The organism is Mesorhizobium loti R88b, assembly GCF_013170845.1.
Taxonomy (GTDB): domain Bacteria; phylum Pseudomonadota; class Alphaproteobacteria; order Rhizobiales; family Rhizobiaceae; genus Mesorhizobium; species Mesorhizobium loti_B.
The window spans coordinates 3,195,823-3,220,345 of record NZ_CP033367.1 but is presented as its reverse complement, the minus strand read 5'-3'; the positions used below and the strand labels follow the sequence as shown (position 1 = coordinate 3,220,345).

The following is a 24,523-nucleotide window of genomic DNA, read 5'->3' as shown; positions in this document are numbered from 1 at the left end:
TTGGCCCCGCTGATGACAAGACCCGGAAGGGCCGTGCTTTATTCCCGGGGGTCGTGAGATTTTTTTGAAAAAGCGGAAACTCGCGGTCGCGGGCTCCCGAAACAGCCAATGGGCGGGAGCGCCAGACACACTTCAGAAACAATATTCAACAGTTCGGAAAAACTGGTGAAAAGATCGTGTGGGATAAGCACCCTGCGACAGTTCCGGAATATGTGAAGACGGCGCGGTCGAGATTGTGTTGAGTGCCCGGCCAAAAAAGGGGTCAGGCGGTCAGGGATTGCCGGTCGCGGTTGCGGATTCTTCCGTTTTGGAAGCGTCAGTCATTCCGCCTCCATCAACAACGGTTAACAGCGGCAGAACAGCCGGCAATGCATGCTTCAGCGGCGGCACGATGTGCCTGTCGCAGTATCGATAGGACGGGAAGTTTTGGAAATGGATCACGGTCTCGATATATCAGCACTCGACAGGGACACGGCACGACCAGGCGAAGAGCCTGAGGCCGGGGTGGCCGGAAATGGTTTGGCAACCGTCGACGCGCTTATAAGGAGCGCCCAGCGGTCCCTCGCCGCGCACGGCCAGATCCTGACCGGCGCCGATTTCGCCAAGGCGGGTCAGCCGGGCGAGCGGCTGGACAAGGTCTTCGAGCGGTTTGCCGAAACCTTCGCCACATTGCCGGCGGTGATTTCCGAGGGCCGCAGCTGGACCTATCAGGAGCTGGACAGCCGAGCCAACCAGTTCGCCCGCCTGCTGGCCAAGCGCGGCGTCAAGCCTGGCGACCGCGTCGGGCTCATTCTCGACCGCTCCGCCGAAACCTATGTCGCCCTGCTCGCCGTGGTGAAGGCCGGCGCTGCCTTCGTGCCGCTGGCCACCGCATTCCCCGAAGAGCGCATGGCGCTCATCATCGAAGACGCCGACGTCAGCCTGATCGTCACCATCGCCACCTATGCCTCGCGCGCCGGCCAGTTGCCGGTACCGCATCTGTTGATCGACAGCGCCGCCGCCGAAATATCAGCCCAGTCCGACGCGCCGCTGAAGCCGCACAAGGGGCTGGCTGATGACATCTGCTACATCCTCTACACGTCGGGCACGACCGGCAGGCCGAAGGGCGTTGCCGTCCGCCACCAGAGCTTCGTCAACTTCATCCGCGTCGCCGCCGCGTCCTACGGCTACCAGCCCGGCGACCGCGTCTACCAGGGCATGACCATCGCCTTCGACTTTTCCTCGGAAGAAATCTGGGTGCCGTTCGTTGCCGGCGCGACCGTGGTGCCCGCGCCCGGCCAGATGCCGCTGGTCGGCGAGGAGCTCGCCGATTTCCTGCGCCACCACGCCATCACCTGCATGGCCTGCAGCCCGACCCTGCTGTCGTCGATGACATCTGACGTGCCCAGCCTGCGCACGCTGCTGGTCGGCGGCGAAGCCTGCCCGCACAATCTGGTGGTGCGCTGGTCCAGGCCCGGCCGCAAGATCCTCAACACCTATGGCCCGACCGAAGCGACGGTGACGGCAACGATGGGCGAATTGACGCCGGATCGTCCCGTGACCATCGGCGCGCCATTGCCGACCTATTCGATCGTCATCCTCGACGCTTCGCTGCCGCAGCTTGCCGAGCCTGGCGAACTGGGCGAGATCGGCATTGCCGGCATCGGCCTGGCGGTCGGCTACCTCAACAGGCAAGACCTGACGGAGCAGAAATTCATCGCCGATTTCGTCGGCCTGCCCAACAACCCGTCAAAGCGCATCTACCGCACCGGCGACCTTGGCCGGATCAACGATGACGGCGAGATCGAATATGCCGGGCGCATCGACACGCAGGTGAAGATCCGTGGCTACCGCATCGAGCTGGGCGAAATCGAGGCCGTGCTGCTCGACCAGCCCGAGATCGCGCAGGCCGCCGTCACCACCTGGGAGATCGAGCCCGGCCGCGTCGAGCTTGTCGCCTATTACGCAGCGAAGGCAGGCCAGCCGGCGATCTCGCGCGCCGACATTGCCCAGGTGATGAAGCGCCGCCTGCCCGATTACATGGTGCCCTCCTATCTGGAGGAACTGCCGGCAATCCCGATGACGGTGTCCAACAAGGTCGACCTTCGCCAGCTGCCGAAGCCGACCAGCACCAGGCTTTCGGCCGACCGCGCCATGGTGGCGCCCGGCAATGACGACGAGCGTTTCCTGGCCGATGCGCTGGCCGCGGTCCTGAAATTCGAGGAGGTGTCCGTCGAGGACAATTTCTTCGACGATCTCGGCGCCAACTCGCTGCTGATGGCGCATTTCTGCGCCCGCGTTCGCACCCGCAAGGAATGGGCGACGACGTCGATGCGCGACATCTATCTCTATCCGACGGTCGCGCGCCTGGCCAAGCATCTGGCGATTCCAGGCGAGATGACGACGGCGACCTTCGAGCCTGTGCTGACCCGCCGGGCCTCGAATCTTGTCTACTGGACCTGCGGCATGGCCCAGCTTTCGTTCTACCTCGCCTACAGCTATGTCGCGCTGTGGGCGATCAACACCGGCCTCAACTGGGTCTATGACGCGCTCGACGAGCCGCTGCAACTCTACGTCAGGTGCGTGGCGCTTTCGGCCGGCGTGTTCTTCGGCATGTCGGGCTTTGCCGTTGCCGCCAAATGGGTGCTCATCGGCCGCTGGAAGGCCGAGACGTTTCCCATCTGGGGATGGCGCTACTACCGCTTCTGGGTCGTCAAGACGCTGATCCGCTCGGCACCTGTCGTGCTGTTCCGCGGCAGCCCGCTCTACAGCATGTATCTGCGGCTGCTCGGCACCAAGCTCGGCCACAACGCCGTCATCGAATCGCGTTCCGTGCCCGTCTGCACGGATCTCATTTCGGTCGGCGCCAACACCATCCTGCGCAAGGAATCGATGATCCTCGGCTATCGGGCCCAGGCCGGCTACATCCACACCGGGCCGCTGACCATCGGCCGCGATGCCTTTGTCGGCGTCGGCTCCACGCTCGACATCGACACCTCGATCGGCGATGGCGGCCAGCTCGGCCATTCATCCTCGCTGCAGCGCGGACAAAGCATTCCGGACGGCGAGCACTGGCATGGATCGCCGGCCGTGCCGACCACGGCCGACTATTGCAAGGTGCGCAACGTAAACCCCTACCAGGTCCGGCGCTTCCTCTATGAAGCCCTTCAACTGGTGGGGTTGTTTTTGCTTGTCACCCCGCTGCCGCTCCTGTTCCACACCTATTGGGAGTATGTCGGCGACGACTATGAGGAGACGATCGGTCTGGTCGCAATCGGCACGACGGTCACGCTTTTCGGCTATGTCGCGCTCGCCTTTTTCGCTGCCACGGTGGTGCCGCGCGTCATCAGCCTGATCCTCAAGCCCGGCCGCACCTATACGCTCTACGGCTTCCGCTACTGGCTGCAGACCGTCTCCGAATTCTCCAGCAACTCGCGTGTGCTGGGACTGCTGTTCGGCGACTCCTCGGCCATCGTCTACTACATGCAGGCCATCGGCTGGAACCTCAACAAGGTGGTGCAGACCGGCTCCAACTTCGGCTCCAACCAGCAGCACGAAAACCCGCTTCTGTGCGAGATCGGCACCGGGACCATGGTGTCGGACGGCCTGTTCATGATCAACATGCACAAGTCCGCCACGGCATTCCGGCTTGAGCCGACACGGATCGGCGAGCGCAACTATCTCGGCAACAACATCTACTATCCGCCGGACGGGCGCACGGGCGACAACGTCCTGCTCGGCACCAAGGTGATGATCCCCATCGACGGGCCGGTGCGCGAGAATGTCGGGCTCCTGGGGTCACCTGCCTTTGAAATCCCCCGCATGGTCAACCGCGACAAGGAACTCATCGCCGGCGTCGACGAGGCCGACCGGCGCAAGCGCATCCCGTTCAAGAACCGCCACAACCTGGTGACGATCCTCCTGTTCATGGCAACGCAATGGGTCGTGCTGTTCGTCACGCTGGCGATCTGGGACCGCGCGCTGAACTACTATACCGAATGGGCGGAGGTCGCCCTGTTCGTCGCCGTGATCCTGACCTCGGTGATCGCCATTCCGTTCTACATTTTTGTCGAGCGGGCAAGCCTTGGTTTCAGGAGGCTGAAGCCTCAGATCACGACGGTCCATGATGTCGCGTTCTGGCGCCACGAACGCCACTGGAAGCTGGCGGATTCGCCGATCGTGAACCTGTTCGCCGGCACGCCGTTCCGGCCGATGATCCTGCGCCTGCTGGGCGTCAAGGTCGGCAGCAGAGTCTATGACGGCGGCGCCAACCTGACCGAACGTTCCCTGGTGGAGATCGGCGATGACGTCACGCTGAACGAGGGCTCGGTCATCCAGGCCCATTCGCTGGAAGAAGGCGCCTTCAAGTCCGACTACATCCGCATCGGCGATGGCTGCACGCTTGGACCGTCCTCCTTTATCCATTACGGTGTCGTGATGGGCAAGGGATCGATGGTCGATGCGGATTCCTTCGTCATGAAGGGCGAAGAGCTGGAGCCCAACACGATCTGGCGCGGCAACCCGGCCAAGCTGCACCGGTTCGTCGAGCCGATTTCGGATGACGGCTCCAGGGTCTGACATCAGGTCCCGATAGTATCGGAGGCAACGTGACAGAGCGATCCGGAAGCACAATCGACATCCGGATCGGCCCGGTGACCCCGGCCAATCGCGCCTTGGTCACAGCACTGCAGCTGGCGCCCGAGCAGGTGGGTTTCGTCGCCAGCAATGCGGATTCGCTGCGCGAAGCCAAGACCGACAGGGACGCACGGCCGCGCGTCGTCATGGCCGGGGATCGTGTCGTCGGCTTCCTGATGTATGAGGCGCCACGCGACGACGACGAGGCGCGGATCTACCGCTTCATGATCGACCGCGCCTGGCAAGGCAGAGGCTACGGCAAGGCCGCCTTGCGTGAAGTGCTGGGCGAAATCCGGGGGCTCGGCCACATCAGGCACGTTTCCATCTGCTACGAGCCGGAGAATGAAGCGGCACGGCAGCTCTATCGCGCCGCCGGTTTCGTCGAACAAGGGCTCGACGAGGACGGCGAAATGATCGCCGATCTCGCCCTCGCTGCATCGACCGGCCGATGACGCTTCCCGCGAATCCTTCGCCCCCGGATCTGCCCGAGGAAACCGCGCTCGCGCAGGCGCTGGCCGCCATCGCCCCGAACGGGATCCGCACCGGATGCCGGCTCATACGTGACGGAGATGAGACCCACCTCTTGCCCGAGGAGGCGTGCTCCATTCCCGCGCGTCGGCCAGCCATGCGCAGGGCGAGCGGCGCGGCGCGGCGGATCGTGCACGGGCTGCTGGCGGATGCCGGCGTCAACGATTTCGCCCTCCTGCGCACGCCATCCGGCGCGCCCGCATGGCCCGGCGGGATCACGGGTTCGCTCGCGCATGATGACGACATGGCCGTGGCGGCGGTTGCAGAGATTGGTCGGATCCGCTCGCTCGGCATCGACGTCGAGCCTGCCCTGCCCCTGCCCGACGACATTTTCGCGCTCGTTGCTAGTCCAGCGGATCGGACGGAGACGGTCGACCGGCATCTTGCCGGCCGCATCCTGTTTGCCGCCAAGGAAGCGGTCTACAAGGCAGCCTATCCGCTGGACCGCCAGGTGCTGGGCTATGAGGATATCGCCGTCGACCTCAAGGCTGGCCGCGCGACGACAACGACAGGCCGCAGCGCCAGCCTCGTCTACTGTACTGCCCCGCGTGTTGTGGTGTTGGCGTTTGTCGATGGAGATACGCGCTAGCGCCTATTCGCTCACCACCTCGGTATAATCCCTCACCGCGCCATCCAGCCCGCGAATGCGCCAGTCCTCCCCCTCCCGCGCCTCGACATGACACGGCCCCAGCGGCACCTTGCCGCCGCCTTCCGGCAGGTCGAGCACATAGACCGGGTTGCAGATGCCCGACAGCCGTGCGCGCAGCGCCTCAACCAGCGCCTGGCCCTGCGCGATGGTGGTGCGCCGGTGCGCCATGCCGCGCGCCAGGTCGCCATGGTGCAGGTAATAGGGTTTTACCCCCAGCCGGTACATCAGCTCGCGGCAGAGCTCTTCCAGCACCTCGACGCTGTCGTTGACGCCCTTGAGCAGGACGCTCTGGTTGAGCAGCACGAAGCCTGCCTGCCGCATCGTCCGGCAGGCCGCCTCGGTCGCATCGGTGATCTCGCGTGCATGATTGAAATGGGTCACGACAGTGACGATCAGGCGGCCCTGCAGCGCTTCGACCAGCCCCGCCGTGATGCGCGACGGCAGCGCCACCGGCACGCGGGTGTGGATGCGCAACAGCCGCACATGGGCGATCGCCTCAATCCGGGCGCGGATTTCGGCCAGCGCCTTGTCGGGCAGCGACAGCGGATCGCCGCCGGTCAGGATCACCTCGCGGATTTCGGGATGGTCCGCGATATAGGCCAGCGCCGGCTCCAGCGCCTCACGCGTATAGCCGCGGCCGATCGAGGTCAGCGATTCCTTGCGGAAGCAGAACCGGCAATAGACCGCGCATTGATAGGTCGGGAACAGCAGCACCCGGTCGGCATGGCGATGCGTCAGGCGCGGCACCGGGCTGAATTCATGGTCGGCGATCGGGTCGCCAAGTTCGCCCTCCGTTTCCACCAGCTCATCGGGCGACGGAATGACCTGCGCCCGGATCGGATCGGCCGGGTCGTTCCAGTCGATCAGGTCGAGATATGCTTTCGGCGCCCGCACCTTGTGGAGTGTGGCGGCAGCTTGGGCTGCCGCGCGCTCGGCGGGCGACAGCGGCAGGCGGTCGAGATCGCGGACGTGGCGCACGCCCTCGCGGACATCGTCCTGCCAGGTAGCGTCGGAATTGCGGGTTGCGTCTTTGAGGTCGGTCATTGCAGGTCTCAGGCTGTTCGCGCGGACCTATCGGCCGGATGGACGGTTGGGTCAACAGTCGCAGTGATGACTGCCATGCGTTGAGTTCCTTCACACCCCCCTCTGTCCGGCAGGACAGAGGGGGGTGTGACAGAACGCTGGCGTTTGCCACGTAGCCGGCTCACCCAGTCCTTCCACCCTTCCCCGCCATCGCCACAAAAGCACTCTCAATGCTCTCAAACCGCAGTTCCGGATAAAGCACTCCCGCTTCCGGAGTGTCCGTCTCCAGCGCGGTCTCGCCGCGGATCCAGAATGCCCTGAGCAAACCAAGGCCGGGCGCCACCGCGATCAGCGCTTCAAGCTCCTCCGCACTCATCCTCGCGATGCGCGGCGAGCGGCCGCTGACCTGGCGCCAGAGATCGATCATCGCGCTCTGCGTGACCCTGTTTTGCGCAATGCGGATTTCGCGGCGGACAGCATTGGGATCCTCCAGCGCGCGCATGGTGACGGCGGCGATGTCCTTTTCGCTGACGAAGGTCGCCAGCACATTGCCCTCGCCATAGAGCGTCACCTCATCCGGCGGCAGGGGCGCCGAGCCGAAGCGGGTCAGGTCGCCAAGCGTGGCCAGCCAGGTCGAGAAGAAGCCGTTGGTGTAGATCACCGTATAGGGCAGATCGGCCTGCCTGACCGCGTCGAAGACAGCCCTCTTGATATCGAGAGGTTCTATCGAGCCGGGTGCGGCGGCGGCAAAGTCGAGGCCGAAACCGGCGGAAGGCACATAGCGGGAGACGCCCGCATCTTTTACAGCCCGCACCAGCGTCATCTCGCTGGCCGAACCGACATGCACCGAACTGATGACGCGATCCACCTGGCCGACGGCGCGCATAAGGCTGTCATAGTCGTCGAGATCGCCGATATGCACCGTGGCGCCGATGTCTCTCAGCGGGCGTATCCGTGCTTCATTGGCTGCTGTCGAGGGCCGGAGCAGAACATGCACATGGTCGCCATTGCCTGCGCTGGCCTTCGCCATCTCTGCGCCCAGAAGCCCCGTCGCTCCGATGATCAGGGTGCTGCTCATATTCCCCTCCCGTTGCGCAGGATGGAACCGTCCCAGTCGCGCTCCAGACCGATATCCTGCAAGCGGTGGTCGGAAAGCCGGGCAACCCGGCGCAGCGCGCGGCGGCGCTCGAACGCCGCCGAGCTGCGTATGGCAAGGCCGCTCATTGCGGTGCCGATGGGTCCAAGGGTCAAGCTCATTGTCCGTCTCCTGTGTTTCCTGGCGCAAGCTTGCCTCTGCCGCCCAAGGACGAGCATGACGATCGCTCACACTGTGTCTGCTCATGAGGCGCATCGTGAACTTGAAGTCTGTGCGCCGGTACGTCCTGATATTGTGGATTTCCGGGCTTTACGACAAACGACTCTTTGTGCAGGATTTGTGAGCAACGCTCACAGGTCGAGATCATGCCGCGCAGATTGCCGCCCCTCACCGCTCTGCCCGCCTTCGACGCCGCCGCCCGGCATCTGAGTTTCTCCAGGGCGGCGGACGAGCTCAATCTCACCCATGGCGCGGTCAGCCGCGCCATCCGCAACATCGAGGACAGGCTGGGCATCCAGCTGTTCGATCGCGGCACGAGGTCCGTGCGCCTGACCGCCGTGGGTGCCGCCTACGCCTTGGAGGTCGGCAAGGCGCTCGACCAGATCGCCGCCGCCACCATCGCCGCCACGCCCGACCGCTCGACGCGTATCCTCAGTGTCAGCACATCGGACGGCTTCGCCGGCCGCTGGCTGGTGCCAAGGCTGCATCGCTTCCACCGTGCCAATGCCGATATCGACGTGCGGCTGGCGACCTCTGGCGTGCTGGCCGATTTCGTCAGCGACGGCATCGACATCGCCATCCGCTATGGCAAGGGCGGCTACACCGGCGTGACGGTGGAGTTTCTCGCCGACGAGGAGGTCTTCCCCGTCTGCAGCCCGGAATTGCTGGCGGGCGACCATCCGCTGCGCCAGCCCGGTGATCTCAGGCACCACAAGCTGATCCATGACGCCTTTCGCATCGACTGGGCGACATGGCTGCAACAGGCTGGCGTCGAGGGCATCGACCCCAAACGCGGCGTGCGCTTCGATTCCGCCACCTTCGCCGTCGAGGCGGCGGTGCATGGCGAAGGCGTTCTGCTCGGCCGCAGCGCGCTGGTCTCGGCCGATCTCGCGGCAGGCCGTCTGGTGCGGCCGTTCGACCTCGCGCTGAAATCGGCAGCCAGCTACTACCTCGTCTATCCCGAAGGCGCGTTGCGCCAGAAGAAGATCAGGGCGTTCCGCGACTGGCTGTTTGCCGAGGTGACGGCCGACTGGGTTGGGATGTCCAGGATGGACCAAAACGGAGCATAGGCCGCGCGACTTGAGCCGGGCTGTTGACTCCGGCGCGGTTTGGCACACCAATGTCCGCACACATTGGGTGGGGACAGTCGATGAAAAGAGCTTACGTCAAACCGGTGCTGGCAAAGCACCAGAAACTCTCGGCCGTAACGGCCCAGACAACCAATTCCAACGACTCCCAGGCGCCCGAGAAAACCTGAACGCAGGCTGTGGAGACGCGAAAAGCGGAGCTCCCTACCTCCTCCTTGGGGGGCCGAAGGACGGGCGAGACCCGTGGCTCGCCCCGGCGGAGGTCCGGGTGGGGGTGCTGGCGCAGACTTTGCAGAAGGTGGTTCTCTCCCACCGCGGACCGCTGAGTAAGCAAGCGAGACAGGTGGACAACCCGTGGCTGCCCACCTGGCCCCCGCCTGATGCATGTCGCCCCAAAGGGGGCATCGAAGTTCAGGGAACCGACATGCATCGAAAGGACACCGGCAAGCAAAGTGAACGTTACGGCAGGCAGCGACCAGTCGTCATATGACGACTGGTCCCCAGAAGGTTTGTTCCGGTCCTACTCTTTTGCGCGGTAGGCTTCCGGTATCACGAACACCTCGTCGGCGCGGCCGTAGCCGCCGTCGGCGACTTCTTCCACCAGCACCATCGTGTAGGGCCGCACGCCTTCGCCGAATAAGTCGACGAACATGGCTGTGGTTCGATGGATGAGGTCTTCCTTCTGCGCCTTGGAGAGCGCCGCCTGAGGCATCTTGATGTTGGCGAATGGCATGATCTTTCCTTTTCTGTTGAGGGTCTGATTTCAGGCTTTGGGATGAAGCAGGTCGGCAAGGCCGATCCGTTCCATGAGTTGCGCGCGCACGCGGTCGGCAACGCCGTTGACGATGGTGGCGCCATCGTCGGAAGGATCGATATGCACGCGCAGCGGACGGCTGCCATACGGCATGGCCACGAGGTCGACGATTGCCGCCGCGACTTCAGCCGGATCGGCATCCGCCGGCTCGAGCGATGCCAGCCCCTGCAGCACCTGCTGATCGACACCGGCGTATGGGCCGGACCAATAAGCGCCGGCGCGCTCGGCATCGGCGGGAGCCGCCGCGTGGTGGAAGTGCTCCGTGCCCTTGGTGAAGGCGCCCGGCACGACGATCGTCGTTTCGATGCCGAAGCGGGCGAGTTCCAGCGCATAGCTCTGCGCCAGCGCGTCCATGCCGGCCTTGGCGGCGAAGTAAGGCGCCAGGAACGGCGGCGTGCCGCCGCGCGTGCTGCTCGAACCGACCCAGATCATCTGTGCCCGGCCGAGCGACCGCATATGCGGCAGGGCGGCGCGGTTGACACGCTGCGTGCCGACGACATTGACGTCATAGAGCTGCACCAGCTGTTCGGGCAAGAAGGACTCGGCCGGGCCGAACCCCATATGCCCGGCATTGTGGATCAGCACGTCGAGCTGGCCGGCCTCGGTGACAATCTGCTGGATCGCCGCTTCGGCCGAGGCATCGGAGGTGACGTCGAGCGCGATGGTCTTCAGCACCACACCCTCGTCACGGGCGAAGTTTTCCATCTCGGCTACCGCAGCACTACGCGCCGAGGGGTCGCGCATCGAGGCATAGACGGTGTGGCCGGCTCGCGCCAGCGCACGCGCCGTCATCGCGCCGAAGCCGCTGGAAGCGCCGGTAATCAGGATTGTCTTTTTCATAGTCATCTCCTCAGATTACGCCGCCATTGGCGCGGATGATTTGTCCGTTGACCCAAGAGCTATCCGGCCCGGCCAGGAACGCGACCACGCCGGCAATGTCGTCGGGCTGGCCGAGCCGGCCGAGCGGGATCATCTTGGCCGTCGCCTCGATCTGCGCGGCGCTCTTGCCGTCCGTGAACAGCGCGGTCTCGACCGGTCCGGGCGCCACCGCATTGACGGTGACGCGGCGCGCGCCAAGCTCCTTGGCCAGGATGTGCGTCATCGCCTCGACCGCCGCCTTGGTGGCTGCATAGACGCCGTAACCCGGCTGGTAGAGGCCGACGACGCTCGAGGAGAAATTAACGATGCGGCCGCCATCGCGCAGGCGTTTTGCGCCTTCGCGCATGCCACGGAACACGCCGCCGAGATTGATCGCGATCTGCGTGTCGAACGCGGCATCGTCGGTCGCGGCGATCGGCGACAGCTTCATGATGCCGGCATTGTTGACCAGGATATCGACACCGCCGAAGGCCTTCTCGCCGGCATCGAATAAGATGGCAATGCCCGTGGGATCGGCGATATCGGCCTGCACGGCGATCGCCTTGCCGCCTTCTGCTTCGATCGCGCCGACGACCGCTTCGGCTTCGGCACGGCCCCGTGCATAGTTGACGACGACGGCGATGCCGTCGCGGGCGAGCCGCCGGGCGATCGCCGCACCGATGCCCTTGGAGGCGCCGGTCACGATCGCGGTTCTGGTTGGGTTACCCGTACTTGTCTGCTGGTTTGTCATCGAAGTCTCTCCGTTTGTCAGTGACACGGATATAGGCCAAGCCAACTTCCGGATAATCAGCTGTCTCTTGACATCACTATTCGGAAACTGCGAACAAAGGCCATGGATCGCCTGGATACGATGCGGCTCTTCGTGCGCGTGCTGGAGCGGCGCAGCTTTACCGCTGCCGCCGCCGATCTCGGCCTGCCCAGGTCAACCGCAACCGAGGCGATCCGCCGCCTCGAAGAACATCTCGGCGCCCGTCTGCTGGAGCGCACGACACGGCAGGTCAACGCCACGCAGGATGGCGAGGCCTATTACCGGCGCTGCCTGTCGATCCTGGCCGAGATCGAGGATGCGGAAGCCGCCTTCCGCAAGGCAGAGCCCTTCGGCCTGCTGCGCATCGACGCCAGCACGCTGCTCACCCGCACCTTCCTTTTGCCGCGCCTGCCGGAGTTCTTGGCCCGTTATCCGCGCATCGATCTGCAGATCGGCCAGAGCGACCGGCTGGTCGACCTCGTGCGCGAGGGCGTCGATTGCGTCATCCGCGTCGGCGAACCGCCCGACAGCGGCATGATCATGCGGCGGCTCGCCATGATCCGCGAGATGACTTGCGCCAGTCCCGCCTATCTCTCTCGCCACGGCACTCCCGCCTCCCCCGATGCGCTCGATGGCCATCAGGCAATCGGCTTCGTCTCCTCGCGCACCGGCGAGGTGCTGCCCTTCGAATTCACCATCGGCGGCAAGACGCGCGAGATCCGGCTACCGGGCCGCGTCGCCGCCAACAATTCCGACACCGCCGCCGACCTCGCGCGGCTTGGCCTCGGCCTCATCCAGGCGCCCCGCTATCGCTTCGAGAAGGACCTCGCCGATGGCACGCTGGTCGAAGTGCTGGCCGGCTATCCGCCCTCACCCACGCCGCTGTCGGCGCTCTACCCGCAGAACCGGCAGCTCTCGCCCCGGCTGCGCGTCTTCCTCGACTGGGCAGCGCGCATCTTCGCCGAGGCGGATCTTTAGCGACGGCTCCGCCGTTGCCCATCGGCGCGAACTGATGTCATTGTTGCCGCGACAGCGCGCCATGGGGAGATGGGGCGCCGCCAGGGAGGACTGATATGACCGGCTTGCCGCGCTACGAGGACGCCGTTTCGAACTTTCGCATCGAGGATGAAATCACCAGGCTCGACGGCGACCCGGCGACCGGCATAAACGCCTATATCGAATGCTGCGGCCGCCATACCGGCCAGAACCGGCTGGCGCTGCGCGCGATCTCGGCCAGTGGCGAACTAAGGCAGTTCAGTTTCGACGACCTCGCCGATATGTCGGGCCGCGTCGCCAATCTCCTGAAGGCAACCGGCGTCGGTCCCGGCGATGTCGTGGCCGGCATGCTGCCGCGCATTCCCGAACTGGTGGCGCTCATCCTCGGCACCTGGCGCATCGGCGCCGTCTACCAGCCGCTGTTCACCGCCTTCGGCCCGAAGGCCATCGAGCATCGCCTCGGCTACAGCGGCGCAAAACTGGTGGTGACCAACCCGGCCAATCGCAGCAAGCTGGACGAGATCGAGAACGGACCGCCGATCACCATCATTCTTGGCGCCGGCGATGCCTTGCCCCAAGGCGACATCGATTTCCGCGCCGCCCTCGCCGCCGCCTCCCCCGATTGCGAACCGGTGATGCGCCAGGGCGACGACCTGTTCATGATGATGTCGACCTCGGGCACGACTGGCCTGCCCAAGGGCGTGCCGGTGCCGCTCAGCGCGCTGCTCGCTTTCGGCGCCTATATGCGCGATGCGATCGGGCTGCGCCCCGACGACATCTTCTGGAACATCGCCGATGCCGGCTGGGCCTACGGCCTCTATTACGCCATCACCGGTCCACTGCTGCTCGGCATCGCCACCACCTTCAACGAGGGCGCCTTCACCGCCAAAAGCACCTATGAGGTCATCGAGCGGCTCGGCGTCACCAGCCTTGCCGGTTCGCCGACCGCCTTCCGTCTGCTGCTCGCCGAAGGGCCGGAGGCCGCCGCGCGCATCAAGGGCCGGCTGCGCGTGGTGAGCAGCGCCGGCGAGCCGCTCAACCCGGAAGTGATCCGCTGGTTCGACGCCCATCTCGCCGCGCCGATCCACGACCATTACGGCCAGACCGAGAACGGCATGATGGTCAACAACCATCATGGCCTCGCGCACACCGTTCGCACGGGCTCGGCCGGTTTCGCCATGCCGGGCTACCGCATGGTGGTGCTCGACGACGAAGGCCGCGAGCTCGGCCCCAACCAGCCCGGCATCCTCGCCGTGGACATCGCCAATTCGCCGCTGCGCTGGTTCGACGGCTACCATCAGGAGCAGACGCCAGCGATTGTGGATGGCTATTACCGCACCGGCGACACGGTGGAATACGAGCCGGACGGCTCAGTCTCCTTCATCGGCCGCGCCGATGACGTCATCACCTCGTCCGGCTACCGCATCGGCCCCTTCGATGTCGAAAGCGCGCTCATCGAACATCCCGCCGTCAACGAAGCTGCCGTGGTCGGCGTGCCCGACCCGCAGCGCACCGAAATCGTCAAGGCCTTCGTCATCCTGGCGCCCGCATACAAGGGCAGTCCGGAGTTGGCCGAGGAGCTGGCGCAGCATGTCCGCAAGCGGCTCTCGGCCCACGCCTATCCGCGCGAGATCGATTTCGTCGCGGAACTGCCGAAGACGCCAAGCGGCAAGATCCAGCGGTTCCTGCTGAGGAAGGCGGAGGTGGAGAAGCGGAAGGGGTGAGAGGGCCGCACCTTCAGGCGACCAACTCCATGGCCACTCTGATCGTCAGCCGAGGCGCCCACGAAACAAGGTGGTGCCGTCGCTTAGCCGCGACCTGGAAATGTCCCGCAATCCAGCCTCGGTCATCCACGCGCGATACTGGCCTTCCGTATAGGATTCGCCGTGGCGATAGAGGTTCAGGAAGGTGAGGTTGAGAAAGACCCCTTCGGGCGGGCCGAGGCGATCGTCATCGACGACACCCCACCCCGCGATGGCGATCTCGCCTCCTTGCGTGAGGCAACGCGCCGCGTTCAGGATCGAACGGCGTGCCTGGTCCGGCGGAAGGACTTGGACGACGGCCTTCAGGATCGCCAGATCGTGCCGGCCGATCGATGGCGCGACAGTGATGTCGCCTTCTTCGACAACCACGTCGCTGGCACCATATTCCGCCAGGATATCTGGCGCGACCGCCGCGACCGTCGGCAGTTCCATCAGCGTCGCCGCGATCTGCGGTCGTTGCTCGCGAAGTCCGACGAGAATGGTTCCGGCGCCGCCGCCGATATCGATCACCGAACGGATCGCCGAGAGGTCCAACTCGCGGGCCAGGTTTCGGCCGAAAATCACCCCGCCCGGTGCCAGCATGCGGCTGAAGGCCGCCGCGGACTCAGGCCCCGCTTCGGAAAAGTCGTGTAGTGCTGCCGGCCGGCTCTGCCGCAGCGACTCCGCGGTCAAGAGGTCGGCTCCCCAGAGCTCGCGCAGCAGCGCATGATCGCCGCCGCGATAGGCCGGCTTGGACGCGTCGAGGAAGGCGGACGCTTCGGCCCCGTTGCGAAATTGACCATCCTTGACATCGAGGAGACGGATGCTGGCGAGCGCGTAGAGGAGCCGCGACAGACGATCGGGCTCGACGTTGAGCGCCGCCCCGAGGCTGTCGGCGGTCGCCGCATCGCCAGCGAGCCGGGTGAAGATGCCAAGCTCCAGCCCGGCGCGAAGCGCCAGGGCCTCAGGCACCGCTGCGATCAGCCTGTCGATCCGATCGGAATCCACCATGTCACACCCCCTTCCTCCATCCAGGATCGGCTTCGAACAAGTTCCCAGATCCAGCGGTTCTTACCGAGCAAGGCAGAGGTCGAGAGGCGGAAGGCCTAAGGGAACAGTTGGGTCTCAAACCGCTGGGAATTGCTCGACCTCCCAATCGAATGGCCCCCGGCGCATGAAAACCTCCAAGGCTCTGGCCGCAGCACGTCTCAGCCGCTCCCAAGGCTCAGTTCCTATCACTTGCTCGAGCGGGGGTAACATTTTCGGCGTATCATCAGATACGCGGTTCAACACAGTGCGATAATCCCGAAGTGCTTGCTGCTCGTCGATGGAGAACACCGGTTCAGCATAGTGCTCGAGGACTTCATCGGACGCATAGTCACCCCATTGATTGAAAGCTTCGTGCGGGATGCGAACATTCGGAACAGCGGCTTGATATTTTCGCTGCTCTTCATGGGACGATACCCACTCAAAATATCCGATCAAATGGTTGCGGTAACGCTGATTCAGAAGGATGTCAGAGATCGGCCGCTCCGCGACTTTGGGCGTCCCCGCGCCGCCGGTATTGTCGGTCATTGATAAGCCACCTGCTTTTCCGAGCGGCTGACACTATGCCATGAACCAGTTCAAGTACCAGCTCCCACCGGCGTGTGTGCTGGCGACGCTGCTGCCTGGATCGGTCGAGCACCAGAACCTTGACTGCCCCGGAGCGGCAGTCTCTTGTCGCGACAGGTTTGGCCGACAAGGGAGGTGCCCGCCATGGAAAAGATCATTCTCGACTGCGATCCTGGGCACGACGACGCCATCGCCATCCTGCTCGCGGCAGGCAACCCTGATATCGACCTGCTCGGCATCACCACGGTTTCGGGCAACCACAATGTCGAGAACACCACGCGCAACGCGCTGTCCGTCTGCACCGCCTATGGCATCAAGGTGCCGGTGGCCAAGGGCTCGCCCGGTCCGCTCCTCATCGACCAGGTGCTGGCCGTCGAAATCCATGGCGACACCGGGCTCGACGGCCCCGTACTGCCGCCCGCCTCGTTCGACCTCGACAAGCGCCACGCAATCGACTTCATCATCGACACCGTCATGGCGCATGAGCCGAAGACGGTCACGCTGGTGCCGGTCGGCCCCTACACCAACATCGCGCTCGCCGTGCGCAAGGACCCGCGCATCGTCAGCCGCGTGAAGCGGGTCGTCGCCATGGGCGGCGCCTACACGCGCGGCAACATCACGCCGGCCGCCGAGTTCAACGTCTATGGCGACCCGGAAGCCGCCGACGTGGTGTTCCGCGCCAATTGGGACGTCACCATGGTGGGGCTCGACCTCACCCACCAGGCGCTGGCCACCCCGGACCTGCAGGACAGGGTGCGCGCCATCGGCGGCCCGATGGCCAAGTTCATCCTCGACATCTGGGCGTTCATAGCGACCACGCATGGCGGCCTGCTGCAGATCGAATATCCCGCCATCCATGACGCCTGCTGCGTCGCCGCCATGATCGATCCAACCGTCTTCACCACCGAGAAGGCCGACATCCGCGTCGAGCTTGCCGGCCGCTGGACCAAGGGCATGACGGTCTGCAATTTCGAGAAAATGGGCGGCATGCACCATTTCGGCGGCACGGCGAGCGAGCAGACCGACTTCCGCCACACCGTGGCGATGAAGCTCGACCATGCGAAGTTCTGCGACCTGATCGTGGATGCGCTGGAGCGGCTGGTGAGGGAGAAGGGGTGAGCCAGGCTTTGTGACCGCTATGGGCCGATAGCTGACTGTCCGCTTAACGGCGAATGATCTCGAAAAGCTGACCTTGGTCCAGGTGGCAAGCATTCTATCGGATGGCGATCCGTTCTCCGGCTGCGCCGAGGCCTCCAGACAGATGCTCAGCCAACACCGAGCGCTGCAGCGTGCTCATCCGCTACCCTGCCAGGGTAGCCTAGCCCGGATGATCGGCGGGCATGGGGTCCGATGACCGTTCGTTAACCAATGGGACACGGTGTCTCACGCACGGATGCGGCCTTCACCCCTGGGAAACCGTTGCCGGGCTACCAACTCCATCCATTGGAGACTGCCATGGCCGATAAGACGACGACTGCGAACGCGCTCGAAATTCGTGGACTCTACAAGAGCTTCGACAAGCCTGCGGTGGCTGGCCTCGACCTGACCGTCAGGGCGGGCGAGTTTTACGGCCTTCTTGGCCCAAATGGCGCCGGAAAGACAACGACGCTGCGCATGGTCGCGGGGCTGCTCCTGCCGGATGCGGGAACGATCACCATTGCGGGTCGCGACGCGCTCCGAAGCCCGGTCGAAGCCAAGCGCATCGTTGCCTGGATATCGGACGAACCGATGATCTACGACAAGCTCACGCCATTCGAGTATCTCGAATTCGTCGCCGGTCTGTGGAGCGTCAAGGCAAGCACGGCACAGGAACGGGCAAGGCAGCTGTTCGATCTACTGGACCTGACGCCGCATGCACACACGCATTGCAGCGGCTTTTCGAAGGGCATGCGACAGAAGGTGGCGTTGGCCGGAGCATTGGTCCATGACCCGGAAATCATCATCCTTGACGAGCCGCTGACCGGCCTTGATGCCGGCTCGGCACGTCAGGTCAAGCGGGTGTTGCGCGAACGCGTCGATGCCGGCGCAACGGTCATAATGACGACGCACATTCTGGAGGTGGCCGAACGCATGGCTGAACGCATCGGAGTCATTGCCAAGGGCAGGCTGATCGCCGAGGGCACTTTCGAGCAGCTGCGGCGGCAGGCCGGCCATGGCGCGGGAACCCTCGAAGATACCTTCCTGGCTCTGGTGGCCGAAGCGGCATGAGCGCCGATCCCGCAACGATCGGTTGGCTGGCGGCACATGAATTGCGCCTCTCCTGGCGCGACTGGTTCTATCTCTTCACTGCGGGCAACAAGAAGCGTTCGCGCAGGTTAGGCATATTCTTGATAGTCGGCGTGCTGCTCGCGCATGCCTTTGCGTTATTTGTGATTGGACGTTTCACCGCCGCCGATTTTCCCGTTTTGCGTGCCAACTATCTACTGCTGACTAGCGGTGTGCTGCTCTATTTCTTCCTGATGACCTCGCAGGCGATGGAAGCGGCGACCCGTGTGCTGTATGCCCGCGCCGATCTGGAATTGCTGCATTCATCCCCGGTGGCGCTGCGGCGGGTCTTTGTCGTGCGCCTGACGATGATCGCGATTTCGATCGGCACCATGGCGATGCTGATCGCATCGCCCTTCATCAACGTCTTAGCTTGGCGCCAGGGAGCTCAATGGCTGGCCGCCTATGGCGTGGTGTTCTCGACGGGGTGCGTTGCAGCTGCTCTGGCCATCACGCTGACCGCGTTTTTGTTCAACGTCGTCGGCCCGCGGCGCACGCGCTTTGCCGCCCAGTTTGTGGCCGCAGTCGTCGGCGCGCTGTTCGTCATCTCGCTGCAGGTCATCGCTATCTTCACGACCGACACGCTCTCGCAGTTGGCGGTCTTGAGGGACGAGTGGGTAATTGCGCTTTCACCGCCCGAGGACAGCCTGGTGTGGTGGCCGGCGCGAGCCGCGCTTGGCGACGGCGAGAGGCTGGCCTGGGTCCTTTTCTGTGCTGTGGCTCTGGCCACCGCCGCCATTGCAATTTTCTCATGGCGCTTCGTGCACTACACGGCGCTCACCGCCAACATTGGCGAGAGCGGTTCGATCCGCCAAGGCAAGGCAGCGTCGTTTCGTCTGACGTCGCCGGGACACGCCTTGCGCCGCAAGGAATGGACATTGTTGCTGCGCGATCCCTGGCTCATATCGCAAAGCCTGATGCAACTGCTCTACATGCTGCCACCCGCGATATTGCTATGGAAGAGTTATGGCCACGGCACGGACGCGCTGGTTCTGATCATCCCCGTGCTGGTGATGGCATCTGGGCAGTTGGCCGGCGGTCTGGCCTGGCTTGCCATTTCCGGTGAGGATGCACCCGACCTGGTGGCGACCGCGCCGGTGACCGCGACAACCATCATACGCGCAAAGGTCGAGGCGGTTTTGCGCGCGATCATAGTTGTCATCGCCCCATTCGTCCTGGCTTTCGCGATGGTTTCGCCTCGACACGCGTTGGTTCTGGCAGCCGGGTCGGCACTGGCGGCGATCTCGGCGACGATGATCCAGCTTTGGTTCCGCGCGCAGGCGCGGCGTGCCCAATTTCATCGTCGCCAGACCTCCTCGCGCATCGCGACATTCGCCGAAGGGTTTTCGTCAGTCGGCTGGGCAGGCACCGCCGCCCTCTACGCTGGTGGCTTTACAGCAGCCAGCGTCGTTGCCGGGATCCTGACCCTGCTGACGCTGGTGGTAACTTATTTCGCCGCGCCAAAAGCGACGGGATAGGTGAGTCCGACCTGTCTCCGACAATCGTCCAAAGTCCGCCTCTAGAGCAAATGCCGATCCAGCAATCACACTGGATGACTGCTTGCGGAAGATAGAAAAGCTGACTTCAACGGCCGACATAAGGCGCATTGCCGCCATGTGTCCACTTGCACAAACTCAATGCGCCACGCCATCCGCAGCGTGCAGCAGCCTCCAGGCCGAACCAACCCGTCCACCGAACTGCGCCGCAAACCGCTCCGCCACCGCATCCTCCAGCCCGTCATCGACCAGCGCCTCGATGCTTCGTTGCATCAGGGCAAGCTGCATCAGCCTTGCGTATTCCCGGTCGGCCTCTCGCATGATCTCCGTAACGTGGTAGGCGACGACGGGCTGTCCCAGGCATGACAGCAGCGCGTTGGCGTCGGCTGTCGCGGCCATAACTGCGTCTTCGATCTTCATTCTGGCGCTCCACATCAAAAATGATGCTGACGCCTCCCCGTAAAGGCGACGGTGGTCCGTCGCTTCTTTTTTGAGTTCAGACCCTGCGCGAACTGAACGGCACAGGACTGATGATTGCTGTCTTCTCCGGCCTCTTGGGCAACCTCGTCTGGCCAGGAAACAGTATCCGTCAGATTTGATTCAAAGGCGAATGGATAGTTAATCGATGGTTAATGGCGACGCTTGGCCTGCCTCCCCGATCAGGATGTTTCGCTTCGGCGTTTCCTGCCGCGCAATAGCCGCAAAGCTGCCCGATGGCTGCCTTGCCTGTTGATCGCCACGAAGAAAGGTTCTGTCATGCGGTTGGTCTGGACGGTCATGTTTGCACTCGCGAGCACCACGGCTTTCGCCGCCGCGCCCGAGGATGATTATATCGCCGCGCGCGACAAGGCGATTGCGGCCATCGCTGCGATGGACAGCGCCAACACCCCGGTGGAAACGGTCGATGCGGCCAATGAAAAAGCCCGCGCCGATCTCGAAACGCGTCTCAACGCCCTGCTTGGCCCCTTCACGGTCAAGGATTTCCCGGCGGCCGGCACGATCAACTTGGAAAGCCTCAGCTCCTCCGATGTCGGCTTCGGCATGCTGGACGGGCTGCGCCACGGCACCGACGAAGGCCCCAGCATCGTGGCCTCGACACGCGGGCTGGTCGAGCGCTGGCTCAAGTCGCGCGCCTCGGAGACGGATGCCGACCTCAAACTGCCCGCCAGCTTCGACGCCGCGCTGAAGCTCGACGCCTTCTACACCCAGGCCATCGGCAGCGACGCCGCCTTCACCGGCACGCTCGACTTCGCGCTGAAGAAACCCGAGGGCGCCGACATGGCGATCGCCCGCCTGGGCGGCTGGGCACAGGATGTCGGCCCGAATTACGACCAGCAGGTCGTCGTCACGGTCGTCAAGGGCAACAGCGTCCTGATCGCCGAAGCGCCCGCGACACCGCCCGTCCCGAAGATCGCTGCCTGCGACGCCGGGTGGGCCGCCGCCGACGCCGCCGCCCAGAAACTAGCCAAGCAGGCCACCGACGACAGCGACGAAGGCACATCCGACGCCGCCAACGCCGCCTGGGAAAAAGCCGACAACGACTTCCGCGACTGCATGGGCAAGAACCTGCCGGCGAATGCCGTCTACCCCGCACTGCTCGCCCAGGCGCAGGCGCTGGCCGATAAGATGGCGGGGAAGTAAGCGCGACGCGGAAACTTCCAATCTCCCCCCTCGTGGGGGAGATTGGCAGCGTCGCCGCCGGCGCAAAGTTCTCACCCCTTGTCACCCTCGCATCCCATCACAATATTGTCGTCGCGCTGGCACCTGCCGAGTTGCCAGCGCCCTTAAAAATGGTTGAAAGAAAGTCCCGCAGGCGCTTCAGCGCGGCGGGCGGATGAACAGCGTGGGAAAACCGAAATGACGACGGATACCAAAGCGACGGAAACCAGGGCGTTCGAGGCGGATGTTTCGCGGCTGCTGCACATGATGGTGCACTCGGTTTATTCCGATAAGGACGTCTTCCTGCGCGAGCTGATTTCCAACGCCGCCGACGCCTGCGAGAAGCTGCGCTTCGAGGCCGTCAGCCATCCGGAATTGCTGGGCGACGACCCCAAGCCGCGCATCTCGATTTCAGCCGATCCCGACAACAAGCAGATCACCGTCGAGGACAATGGCATCGGCATGAGCCGTGACGACATGGCGGAAGCGCTGGGCACCATCGCCCGCTCTGGCACGCGTGCCTTTGTCGAGCGCCTTGGTTCCGGCTCCGAGGACACGCAGCTCATCGGTCAGTTCGGCGTCGGCTTCTATTCGGCGTTCATGGTGGCGGACCGCGTCGACGTCATCAGCCGCTTGGCGGGCAGCGGGGAGGCCTGGCGCTGGTCCTCCGACGGCAAGGGTTCCTACGAGATCGCCCCTGCCCCGCTCGAAGCCGCCCCCAAGCGCGGCACCCGCGTCGTGCTGCATCTGATGGACGACGCCGCCTCCTACACCGGATCCTACCAACTCGAGCAACTGGCCAAGTCGCAGTCGGGCCACGTGCCGGTGCCGATTACATTCATCGAAAAACCCGGCGCCGAGGCGCGCGACATCGCCGATGGCACCGCACTCTGGGTCAGGCCGAAGAGCGAGATCAAGCCGGAAGAATACACCGACTTCTACCGCGGTCTGTCCGGCCAGTATGACGAGCCGGCCGCCACCATCCATTTTCGCGCCGAGGGCCGGCAGGAATATTCCGTGCTCGCCTTCGTGCCGGGATCGCGGCCGTTCGACCTCTTCGACCAGGACCGCAAGGGCCGCATGAAGCTCTATGTGCGCCGCGTCTTCATCACCGACGATGCCGACCTTCTGCCGCGCTATCTGCGCTTCGTGCGCGGGCTGGTCGATTCCGCCGACCTGCCGCTCAACGTCTCGCGCGAGATGATCCAGGAAAGCCCGCTGCTGGCCGCGATCCGCAAGGGCCTGACAAACCGCGTGCTCGGCGACCTCGTCAAGCTGGCCGAAAACGACGCCGAGGCCTACGCCAAGATCTGGGAGAATTTCGGCGTCGTCCTCAAGGAAGGCCTCTACGAGGACCATGAGCGCCGCGAGCAATTGCTGAAGCTCGCCCGCTTCCACTCGACCGCGTCGGGCGAAGGCTGGCGCGGCCTTGCCGACTATGTCGCCGCGATGAAGGAAGGCCAGAAGGCGATCTTCTTCATCGCCGGCGACGACCGCGCGCGGCTCGAAGCCTCGCCGCAGCTCGAAGGGTTCAAGGCGCGCGGCATCGAGGTCCTGCTGTTGACCGACCCGGTCGACAGTTTCTGGGTGACGATGGCGCCGGACTTCGATGGCAAGCCGTTCAAGTCGGTGACGCAAGGCGGGGCTGAGCTGTCCGAGATCCCGCTGCTCGACGAGGCCAACAAGCCGGAGACAGCGGCGACGCCGGAAGTCGACAGCTTCCTGGCTTTCGTCAAATCGGCGCTTGGCGACGCCGTCTCCGACGTCAAGGCGTCCGACCGCCTGACTGAAAGTGCCGTCTGCCTGGTCGCCCCCGAGCATGGTCCCGACCGGCAGTTCGAGCGGCTGATGAACGCCGCCGGCCGCCTCGACAAGGCAGCCAGGCCCATCCTGGAAATCAACCCGCGCCACGAACGCGTGCTGGCGCTGGCCAGCCTCGGCGACGACGACCAGGCCTTCAAGGACGACGCCGCCCATCTTCTCTATGACGAGGCCCGCGTGCTCGACGGCGACAAGCCGGCCGACGCCAGGGCGTTTTCGGAGCGCCTCGCCCGGTTGATTGCGCGGGGGATTTCCAAGGGCTGAGGCAGCGCCGACCAACCCGTCCTCGACACTGGCTCAATCGCCTGGTGTAGACATCGGGCCTGCGATCACCCAATCTGGCACCGGGAACAAAACAGGCGCTTCAAAGAAAGCGCACCGGGTGCTCATGAAACGACGATGGACATTGTATGATCCACGGCTGGCCTGGATGCTCGTCGCGCCGGTGTTCCTGCTGCTGATCTTCTTCCTGGTTCTGCCGATCGCGGTGATGACCGCCTACACCTTCTTCACCTTCGTCACCGCCGGGGTGGAAACCAGCGCGCTGACGACCGCGAACTGGCATGAATTCTTCACCGACAGCTACTATTCCGGCTTCCTTGTGAAGACGCTGCGGGTCGGCGCCATGACGGCGGTGCTCTGCGGGGTGCTAGGCTATTTTCCGGCCTATTTCATCTGGGCGACGACCTTCAAGCACAAATGGCTGCTGCTGCTTCTGCTCATCGTGCCGTTCTGGATCAGCTTCACCATCCGCACCTTTTCGTGGATCAACATCCTGGGCGAACAGGGCGTCATCAACGTCGCGCTGCTGAAGCTGGGGATCATCAACGAGCCGCTGCCGATGCTCTACAATGAGGGCGCGGTGATCCTCGGCATGCTGCACTTCCTGCTGCCCTACATGATCCTCAACGTCTATGTCAGCCTTGAGAGCATCGACCGCACGTTGATCGCGGCGGCCCGCTCGATGGGCTGCACCAGCGCGCAGGCATTTCGCGAAGTGACGCTGCCGCTGTCCCTGCCTGGCCTAGCGGCAGGCCTGCTGCTCTGCTTCGTGCTGGCCGCCGGCAGCTATGTGACGCCGCAATTGCTGGGGTCCGGCCGCGACGCGCTGTTCGGCAATCTGATCTACGACACCATCATGGGCGAACTGAACTGGCCGATGGGCGCCACGCTGTCGATCGTGCTGTTCGTCGTGCTCGGCTTCTTCGCCGCTGTCTACACCCGCTACATGGGCATGTCGCAGATCGTCAAAGGACTTGCTGGATGAAGGGG

Annotated in this window: 21 protein-coding genes; 12 read left to right on the top strand and 9 right to left on the bottom strand. The window is 64.3% G+C overall.

Going from position 1 to position 24,523, the window contains the following annotated elements:
• Positions 1-432: 432 nt before the first annotated feature.
• Genes EB235_RS15775 through EB235_RS15765 form a run of 3 tightly spaced genes read left to right on the top strand, consistent with a single transcriptional unit; the run spans position 433 to position 5,731 of the window.
• Positions 433-4,557 (top strand): Pls/PosA family non-ribosomal peptide synthetase, encoded by a 4,125-nt coding sequence (locus tag EB235_RS15775; RefSeq protein ID WP_032925464.1) that lies wholly within the window; start codon positions 433-435, stop codon positions 4,555-4,557.
• Positions 4,558-4,586: 29 nt separating this feature from the next.
• Positions 4,587-5,066, top strand: a complete 480-nt coding sequence (locus tag EB235_RS15770) for a GNAT family N-acetyltransferase (RefSeq protein ID WP_027030079.1) — start codon at positions 4,587-4,589, stop codon at positions 5,064-5,066.
• Positions 5,063-5,731: a 4'-phosphopantetheinyl transferase family protein gene (locus tag EB235_RS15765; RefSeq protein ID WP_027030080.1), complete on the top strand. Its 669-nt coding sequence runs from the start codon at positions 5,063-5,065 to the stop codon at positions 5,729-5,731. Before EB235_RS15770 ends, EB235_RS15765 begins: the two co-directional genes overlap by 4 nt.
• Before the next feature lie 3 nt (positions 5,732-5,734).
• On the opposite strand, the gene EB235_RS15760 is transcribed toward EB235_RS15765, so the two are convergent.
• From EB235_RS15760 to EB235_RS15750, 3 genes are all read right to left on the bottom strand, one after another.
• A complete protein-coding gene (locus EB235_RS15760) occupies positions 5,735-6,835 on the bottom strand; it encodes a KamA family radical SAM protein (RefSeq protein WP_027030081.1) in 1,101 nt (366 codons plus the stop codon).
• A gap of 160 nt (positions 6,836-6,995) precedes the next feature.
• Positions 6,996-7,892 (bottom strand): NmrA family NAD(P)-binding protein, encoded by an 897-nt coding sequence (locus EB235_RS15755; protein WP_027030082.1) that lies wholly within the window; start codon positions 7,890-7,892, stop codon positions 6,996-6,998.
• Positions 7,889-8,071: a DUF1127 domain-containing protein gene (locus EB235_RS15750; RefSeq protein WP_027030083.1), complete on the bottom strand. Its 183-nt coding sequence runs from the start codon at positions 8,069-8,071 to the stop codon at positions 7,889-7,891. Before EB235_RS15750 ends, EB235_RS15755 begins: the two co-directional genes overlap by 4 nt.
• A 204-nt stretch (positions 8,072-8,275) precedes the next feature.
• Here EB235_RS15750 and gcvA point away from each other — a divergent pair, with 204 nt between their 5' ends.
• Complete coding sequence (gcvA, locus tag EB235_RS15745; RefSeq protein ID WP_027030084.1) at positions 8,276-9,199, top strand: transcriptional regulator GcvA; 924 nt, start codon at positions 8,276-8,278, stop codon at positions 9,197-9,199.
• Between the two features lie 538 nt (positions 9,200-9,737).
• Here the strand turns inward: gcvA and EB235_RS15740 are convergent.
• From EB235_RS15740 to EB235_RS15730, 3 genes are read right to left on the bottom strand one after another with little or no spacing between them, the layout of a single operon-like run.
• Entirely contained in the window at positions 9,738-9,950 is a 213-nt protein-coding gene (locus tag EB235_RS15740) for a tautomerase family protein (protein ID WP_027030086.1), read from the bottom strand.
• A gap of 30 nt (positions 9,951-9,980) precedes the next feature.
• Positions 9,981-10,871 (bottom strand): SDR family oxidoreductase, encoded by an 891-nt coding sequence (locus EB235_RS15735; protein WP_027030087.1) that lies wholly within the window; start codon positions 10,869-10,871, stop codon positions 9,981-9,983.
• A gap of 10 nt (positions 10,872-10,881) precedes the next feature.
• Positions 10,882-11,640, bottom strand: a complete 759-nt coding sequence (locus tag EB235_RS15730; RefSeq protein WP_027030088.1) for an SDR family oxidoreductase — start codon at positions 11,638-11,640, stop codon at positions 10,882-10,884.
• Between the two features lie 102 nt (positions 11,641-11,742).
• Here EB235_RS15730 and EB235_RS15725 point away from each other — a divergent pair, with 102 nt between their 5' ends.
• A complete protein-coding gene (locus EB235_RS15725; RefSeq protein WP_027030089.1) occupies positions 11,743-12,636 on the top strand; it encodes a LysR family transcriptional regulator in 894 nt (297 codons plus the stop codon).
• A gap of 95 nt (positions 12,637-12,731) precedes the next feature.
• The gene (locus EB235_RS15720; RefSeq protein WP_027030090.1) at positions 12,732-14,378 is read left to right on the top strand and encodes an acyl-CoA synthetase; all 1,647 of its coding nucleotides are present in this window, start codon (positions 12,732-12,734) and stop codon (positions 14,376-14,378) included.
• 45 nt (positions 14,379-14,423) lie between these two features.
• On the opposite strand, the gene EB235_RS15715 is transcribed toward EB235_RS15720, so the two are convergent.
• On the bottom strand, positions 14,424-15,407 hold the full coding sequence (locus EB235_RS15715; protein ID WP_027030091.1) for a methyltransferase: 984 nt from the start codon (positions 15,405-15,407) through the stop codon (positions 14,424-14,426).
• A 114-nt stretch (positions 15,408-15,521) separates the two neighbouring features.
• Positions 15,522-15,971 (bottom strand): hypothetical protein, encoded by a 450-nt coding sequence (locus tag EB235_RS15710; RefSeq protein ID WP_027030092.1) that lies wholly within the window; start codon positions 15,969-15,971, stop codon positions 15,522-15,524.
• Between the two features lie 183 nt (positions 15,972-16,154).
• Here EB235_RS15710 and EB235_RS15705 point away from each other — a divergent pair, with 183 nt between their 5' ends.
• The 3 genes from EB235_RS15705 (at position 16,155) to EB235_RS15695 (ending at position 19,753) form a co-directional block, all read left to right on the top strand.
• Positions 16,155-17,129 carry a nucleoside hydrolase gene (locus tag EB235_RS15705; RefSeq protein WP_027030093.1) on the top strand — a complete coding sequence of 325 codons (975 nt, stop codon included), beginning with the start codon at positions 16,155-16,157 and terminating at the stop codon, positions 17,127-17,129.
• 336 nt (positions 17,130-17,465) lie between these two features.
• Positions 17,466-18,218, top strand: a complete 753-nt coding sequence (locus EB235_RS15700; protein ID WP_027030094.1) for an ABC transporter ATP-binding protein — start codon at positions 17,466-17,468, stop codon at positions 18,216-18,218.
• The gene (locus EB235_RS15695) at positions 18,215-19,753 is read left to right on the top strand and encodes a hypothetical protein (RefSeq protein WP_027030095.1); all 1,539 of its coding nucleotides are present in this window, start codon (positions 18,215-18,217) and stop codon (positions 19,751-19,753) included. Before EB235_RS15700 ends, EB235_RS15695 begins: the two co-directional genes overlap by 4 nt.
• A 156-nt stretch (positions 19,754-19,909) precedes the next feature.
• Here the strand turns inward: EB235_RS15695 and EB235_RS15690 are convergent, their stop codons facing one another.
• The gene (locus EB235_RS15690) at positions 19,910-20,191 is read right to left on the bottom strand and encodes a hypothetical protein (protein WP_245268800.1); all 282 of its coding nucleotides are present in this window, start codon (positions 20,189-20,191) and stop codon (positions 19,910-19,912) included.
• Between the two features lie 357 nt (positions 20,192-20,548).
• Here EB235_RS15690 and EB235_RS15685 point away from each other — a divergent pair, with 357 nt between their 5' ends.
• The 3 genes from EB235_RS15685 (at position 20,549) to EB235_RS15675 (ending at position 24,518) form a co-directional block, all read left to right on the top strand.
• Positions 20,549-21,412 carry a hypothetical protein gene (locus EB235_RS15685; RefSeq protein WP_245268801.1) on the top strand — a complete coding sequence of 288 codons (864 nt, stop codon included), beginning with the start codon at positions 20,549-20,551 and terminating at the stop codon, positions 21,410-21,412.
• Between the two features lie 216 nt (positions 21,413-21,628).
• A complete protein-coding gene (gene htpG, locus EB235_RS15680) occupies positions 21,629-23,515 on the top strand; it encodes a molecular chaperone HtpG (RefSeq protein ID WP_027030098.1) in 1,887 nt (628 codons plus the stop codon).
• Positions 23,516-23,639: 124 nt separating this feature from the next.
• Positions 23,640-24,518 (top strand): ABC transporter permease, encoded by an 879-nt coding sequence (locus tag EB235_RS15675; RefSeq protein WP_032925467.1) that lies wholly within the window; start codon positions 23,640-23,642, stop codon positions 24,516-24,518.
• Positions 24,519-24,523 lie beyond the last annotated feature (5 nt).

What these genes read in the sequence shown, in the direction of transcription:
- EB235_RS15750 (WP_027030083.1), bottom strand. Translation starts at nt 8,071, where the DNA reads ATGAGCTTGACCCTTGGACCCATCGGCACCGCAATGAGCGGCCTTGCC.
- EB235_RS15720 (WP_027030090.1), top strand. Translation starts at nt 12,732, where the DNA reads ATGACCGGCTTGCCGCGCTACGAGGACGCCGTTTCGAACTTTCGCATC.
- EB235_RS15735 (WP_027030087.1), bottom strand. Translation starts at nt 10,871, where the DNA reads ATGAAAAAGACAATCCTGATTACCGGCGCTTCCAGCGGCTTCGGCGCG.
- EB235_RS15685 (WP_245268801.1), top strand. Translation starts at nt 20,549, where the DNA reads ATGTTTGCACTCGCGAGCACCACGGCTTTCGCCGCCGCGCCCGAGGAT.
- EB235_RS15715 (WP_027030091.1), bottom strand. Translation starts at nt 15,407, where the DNA reads ATGGTGGATTCCGATCGGATCGACAGGCTGATCGCAGCGGTGCCTGAG.
- EB235_RS15725 (WP_027030089.1), top strand. Translation starts at nt 11,743, where the DNA reads ATGGATCGCCTGGATACGATGCGGCTCTTCGTGCGCGTGCTGGAGCGG.
- EB235_RS15705 (WP_027030093.1), top strand. Translation starts at nt 16,155, where the DNA reads ATGGAAAAGATCATTCTCGACTGCGATCCTGGGCACGACGACGCCATC.
- EB235_RS15760 (WP_027030081.1), bottom strand. Translation starts at nt 6,835, where the DNA reads ATGACCGACCTCAAAGACGCAACCCGCAATTCCGACGCTACCTGGCAG.
- EB235_RS15710 (WP_027030092.1), bottom strand. Translation starts at nt 15,971, where the DNA reads ATGACCGACAATACCGGCGGCGCGGGGACGCCCAAAGTCGCGGAGCGG.
- EB235_RS15700 (WP_027030094.1), top strand. Translation starts at nt 17,466, where the DNA reads ATGGCCGATAAGACGACGACTGCGAACGCGCTCGAAATTCGTGGACTC.
- EB235_RS15675 (WP_032925467.1), top strand. Translation starts at nt 23,640, where the DNA reads ATGAAACGACGATGGACATTGTATGATCCACGGCTGGCCTGGATGCTC.
- EB235_RS15740 (WP_027030086.1), bottom strand. Translation starts at nt 9,950, where the DNA reads ATGCCATTCGCCAACATCAAGATGCCTCAGGCGGCGCTCTCCAAGGCG.
- EB235_RS15775 (WP_032925464.1), top strand. Translation starts at nt 433, where the DNA reads ATGGATCACGGTCTCGATATATCAGCACTCGACAGGGACACGGCACGA.
- EB235_RS15690 (WP_245268800.1), bottom strand. Translation starts at nt 20,191, where the DNA reads ATGAAGATCGAAGACGCAGTTATGGCCGCGACAGCCGACGCCAACGCG.
- EB235_RS15755 (WP_027030082.1), bottom strand. Translation starts at nt 7,892, where the DNA reads ATGAGCAGCACCCTGATCATCGGAGCGACGGGGCTTCTGGGCGCAGAG.
- htpG (WP_027030098.1), top strand. Translation starts at nt 21,629, where the DNA reads ATGACGACGGATACCAAAGCGACGGAAACCAGGGCGTTCGAGGCGGAT.
- EB235_RS15695 (WP_027030095.1), top strand. Translation starts at nt 18,215, where the DNA reads ATGAGCGCCGATCCCGCAACGATCGGTTGGCTGGCGGCACATGAATTG.
- EB235_RS15730 (WP_027030088.1), bottom strand. Translation starts at nt 11,640, where the DNA reads ATGACAAACCAGCAGACAAGTACGGGTAACCCAACCAGAACCGCGATC.
- gcvA (WP_027030084.1), top strand. Translation starts at nt 8,276, where the DNA reads ATGCCGCGCAGATTGCCGCCCCTCACCGCTCTGCCCGCCTTCGACGCC.
- EB235_RS15765 (WP_027030080.1), top strand. Translation starts at nt 5,063, where the DNA reads ATGACGCTTCCCGCGAATCCTTCGCCCCCGGATCTGCCCGAGGAAACC.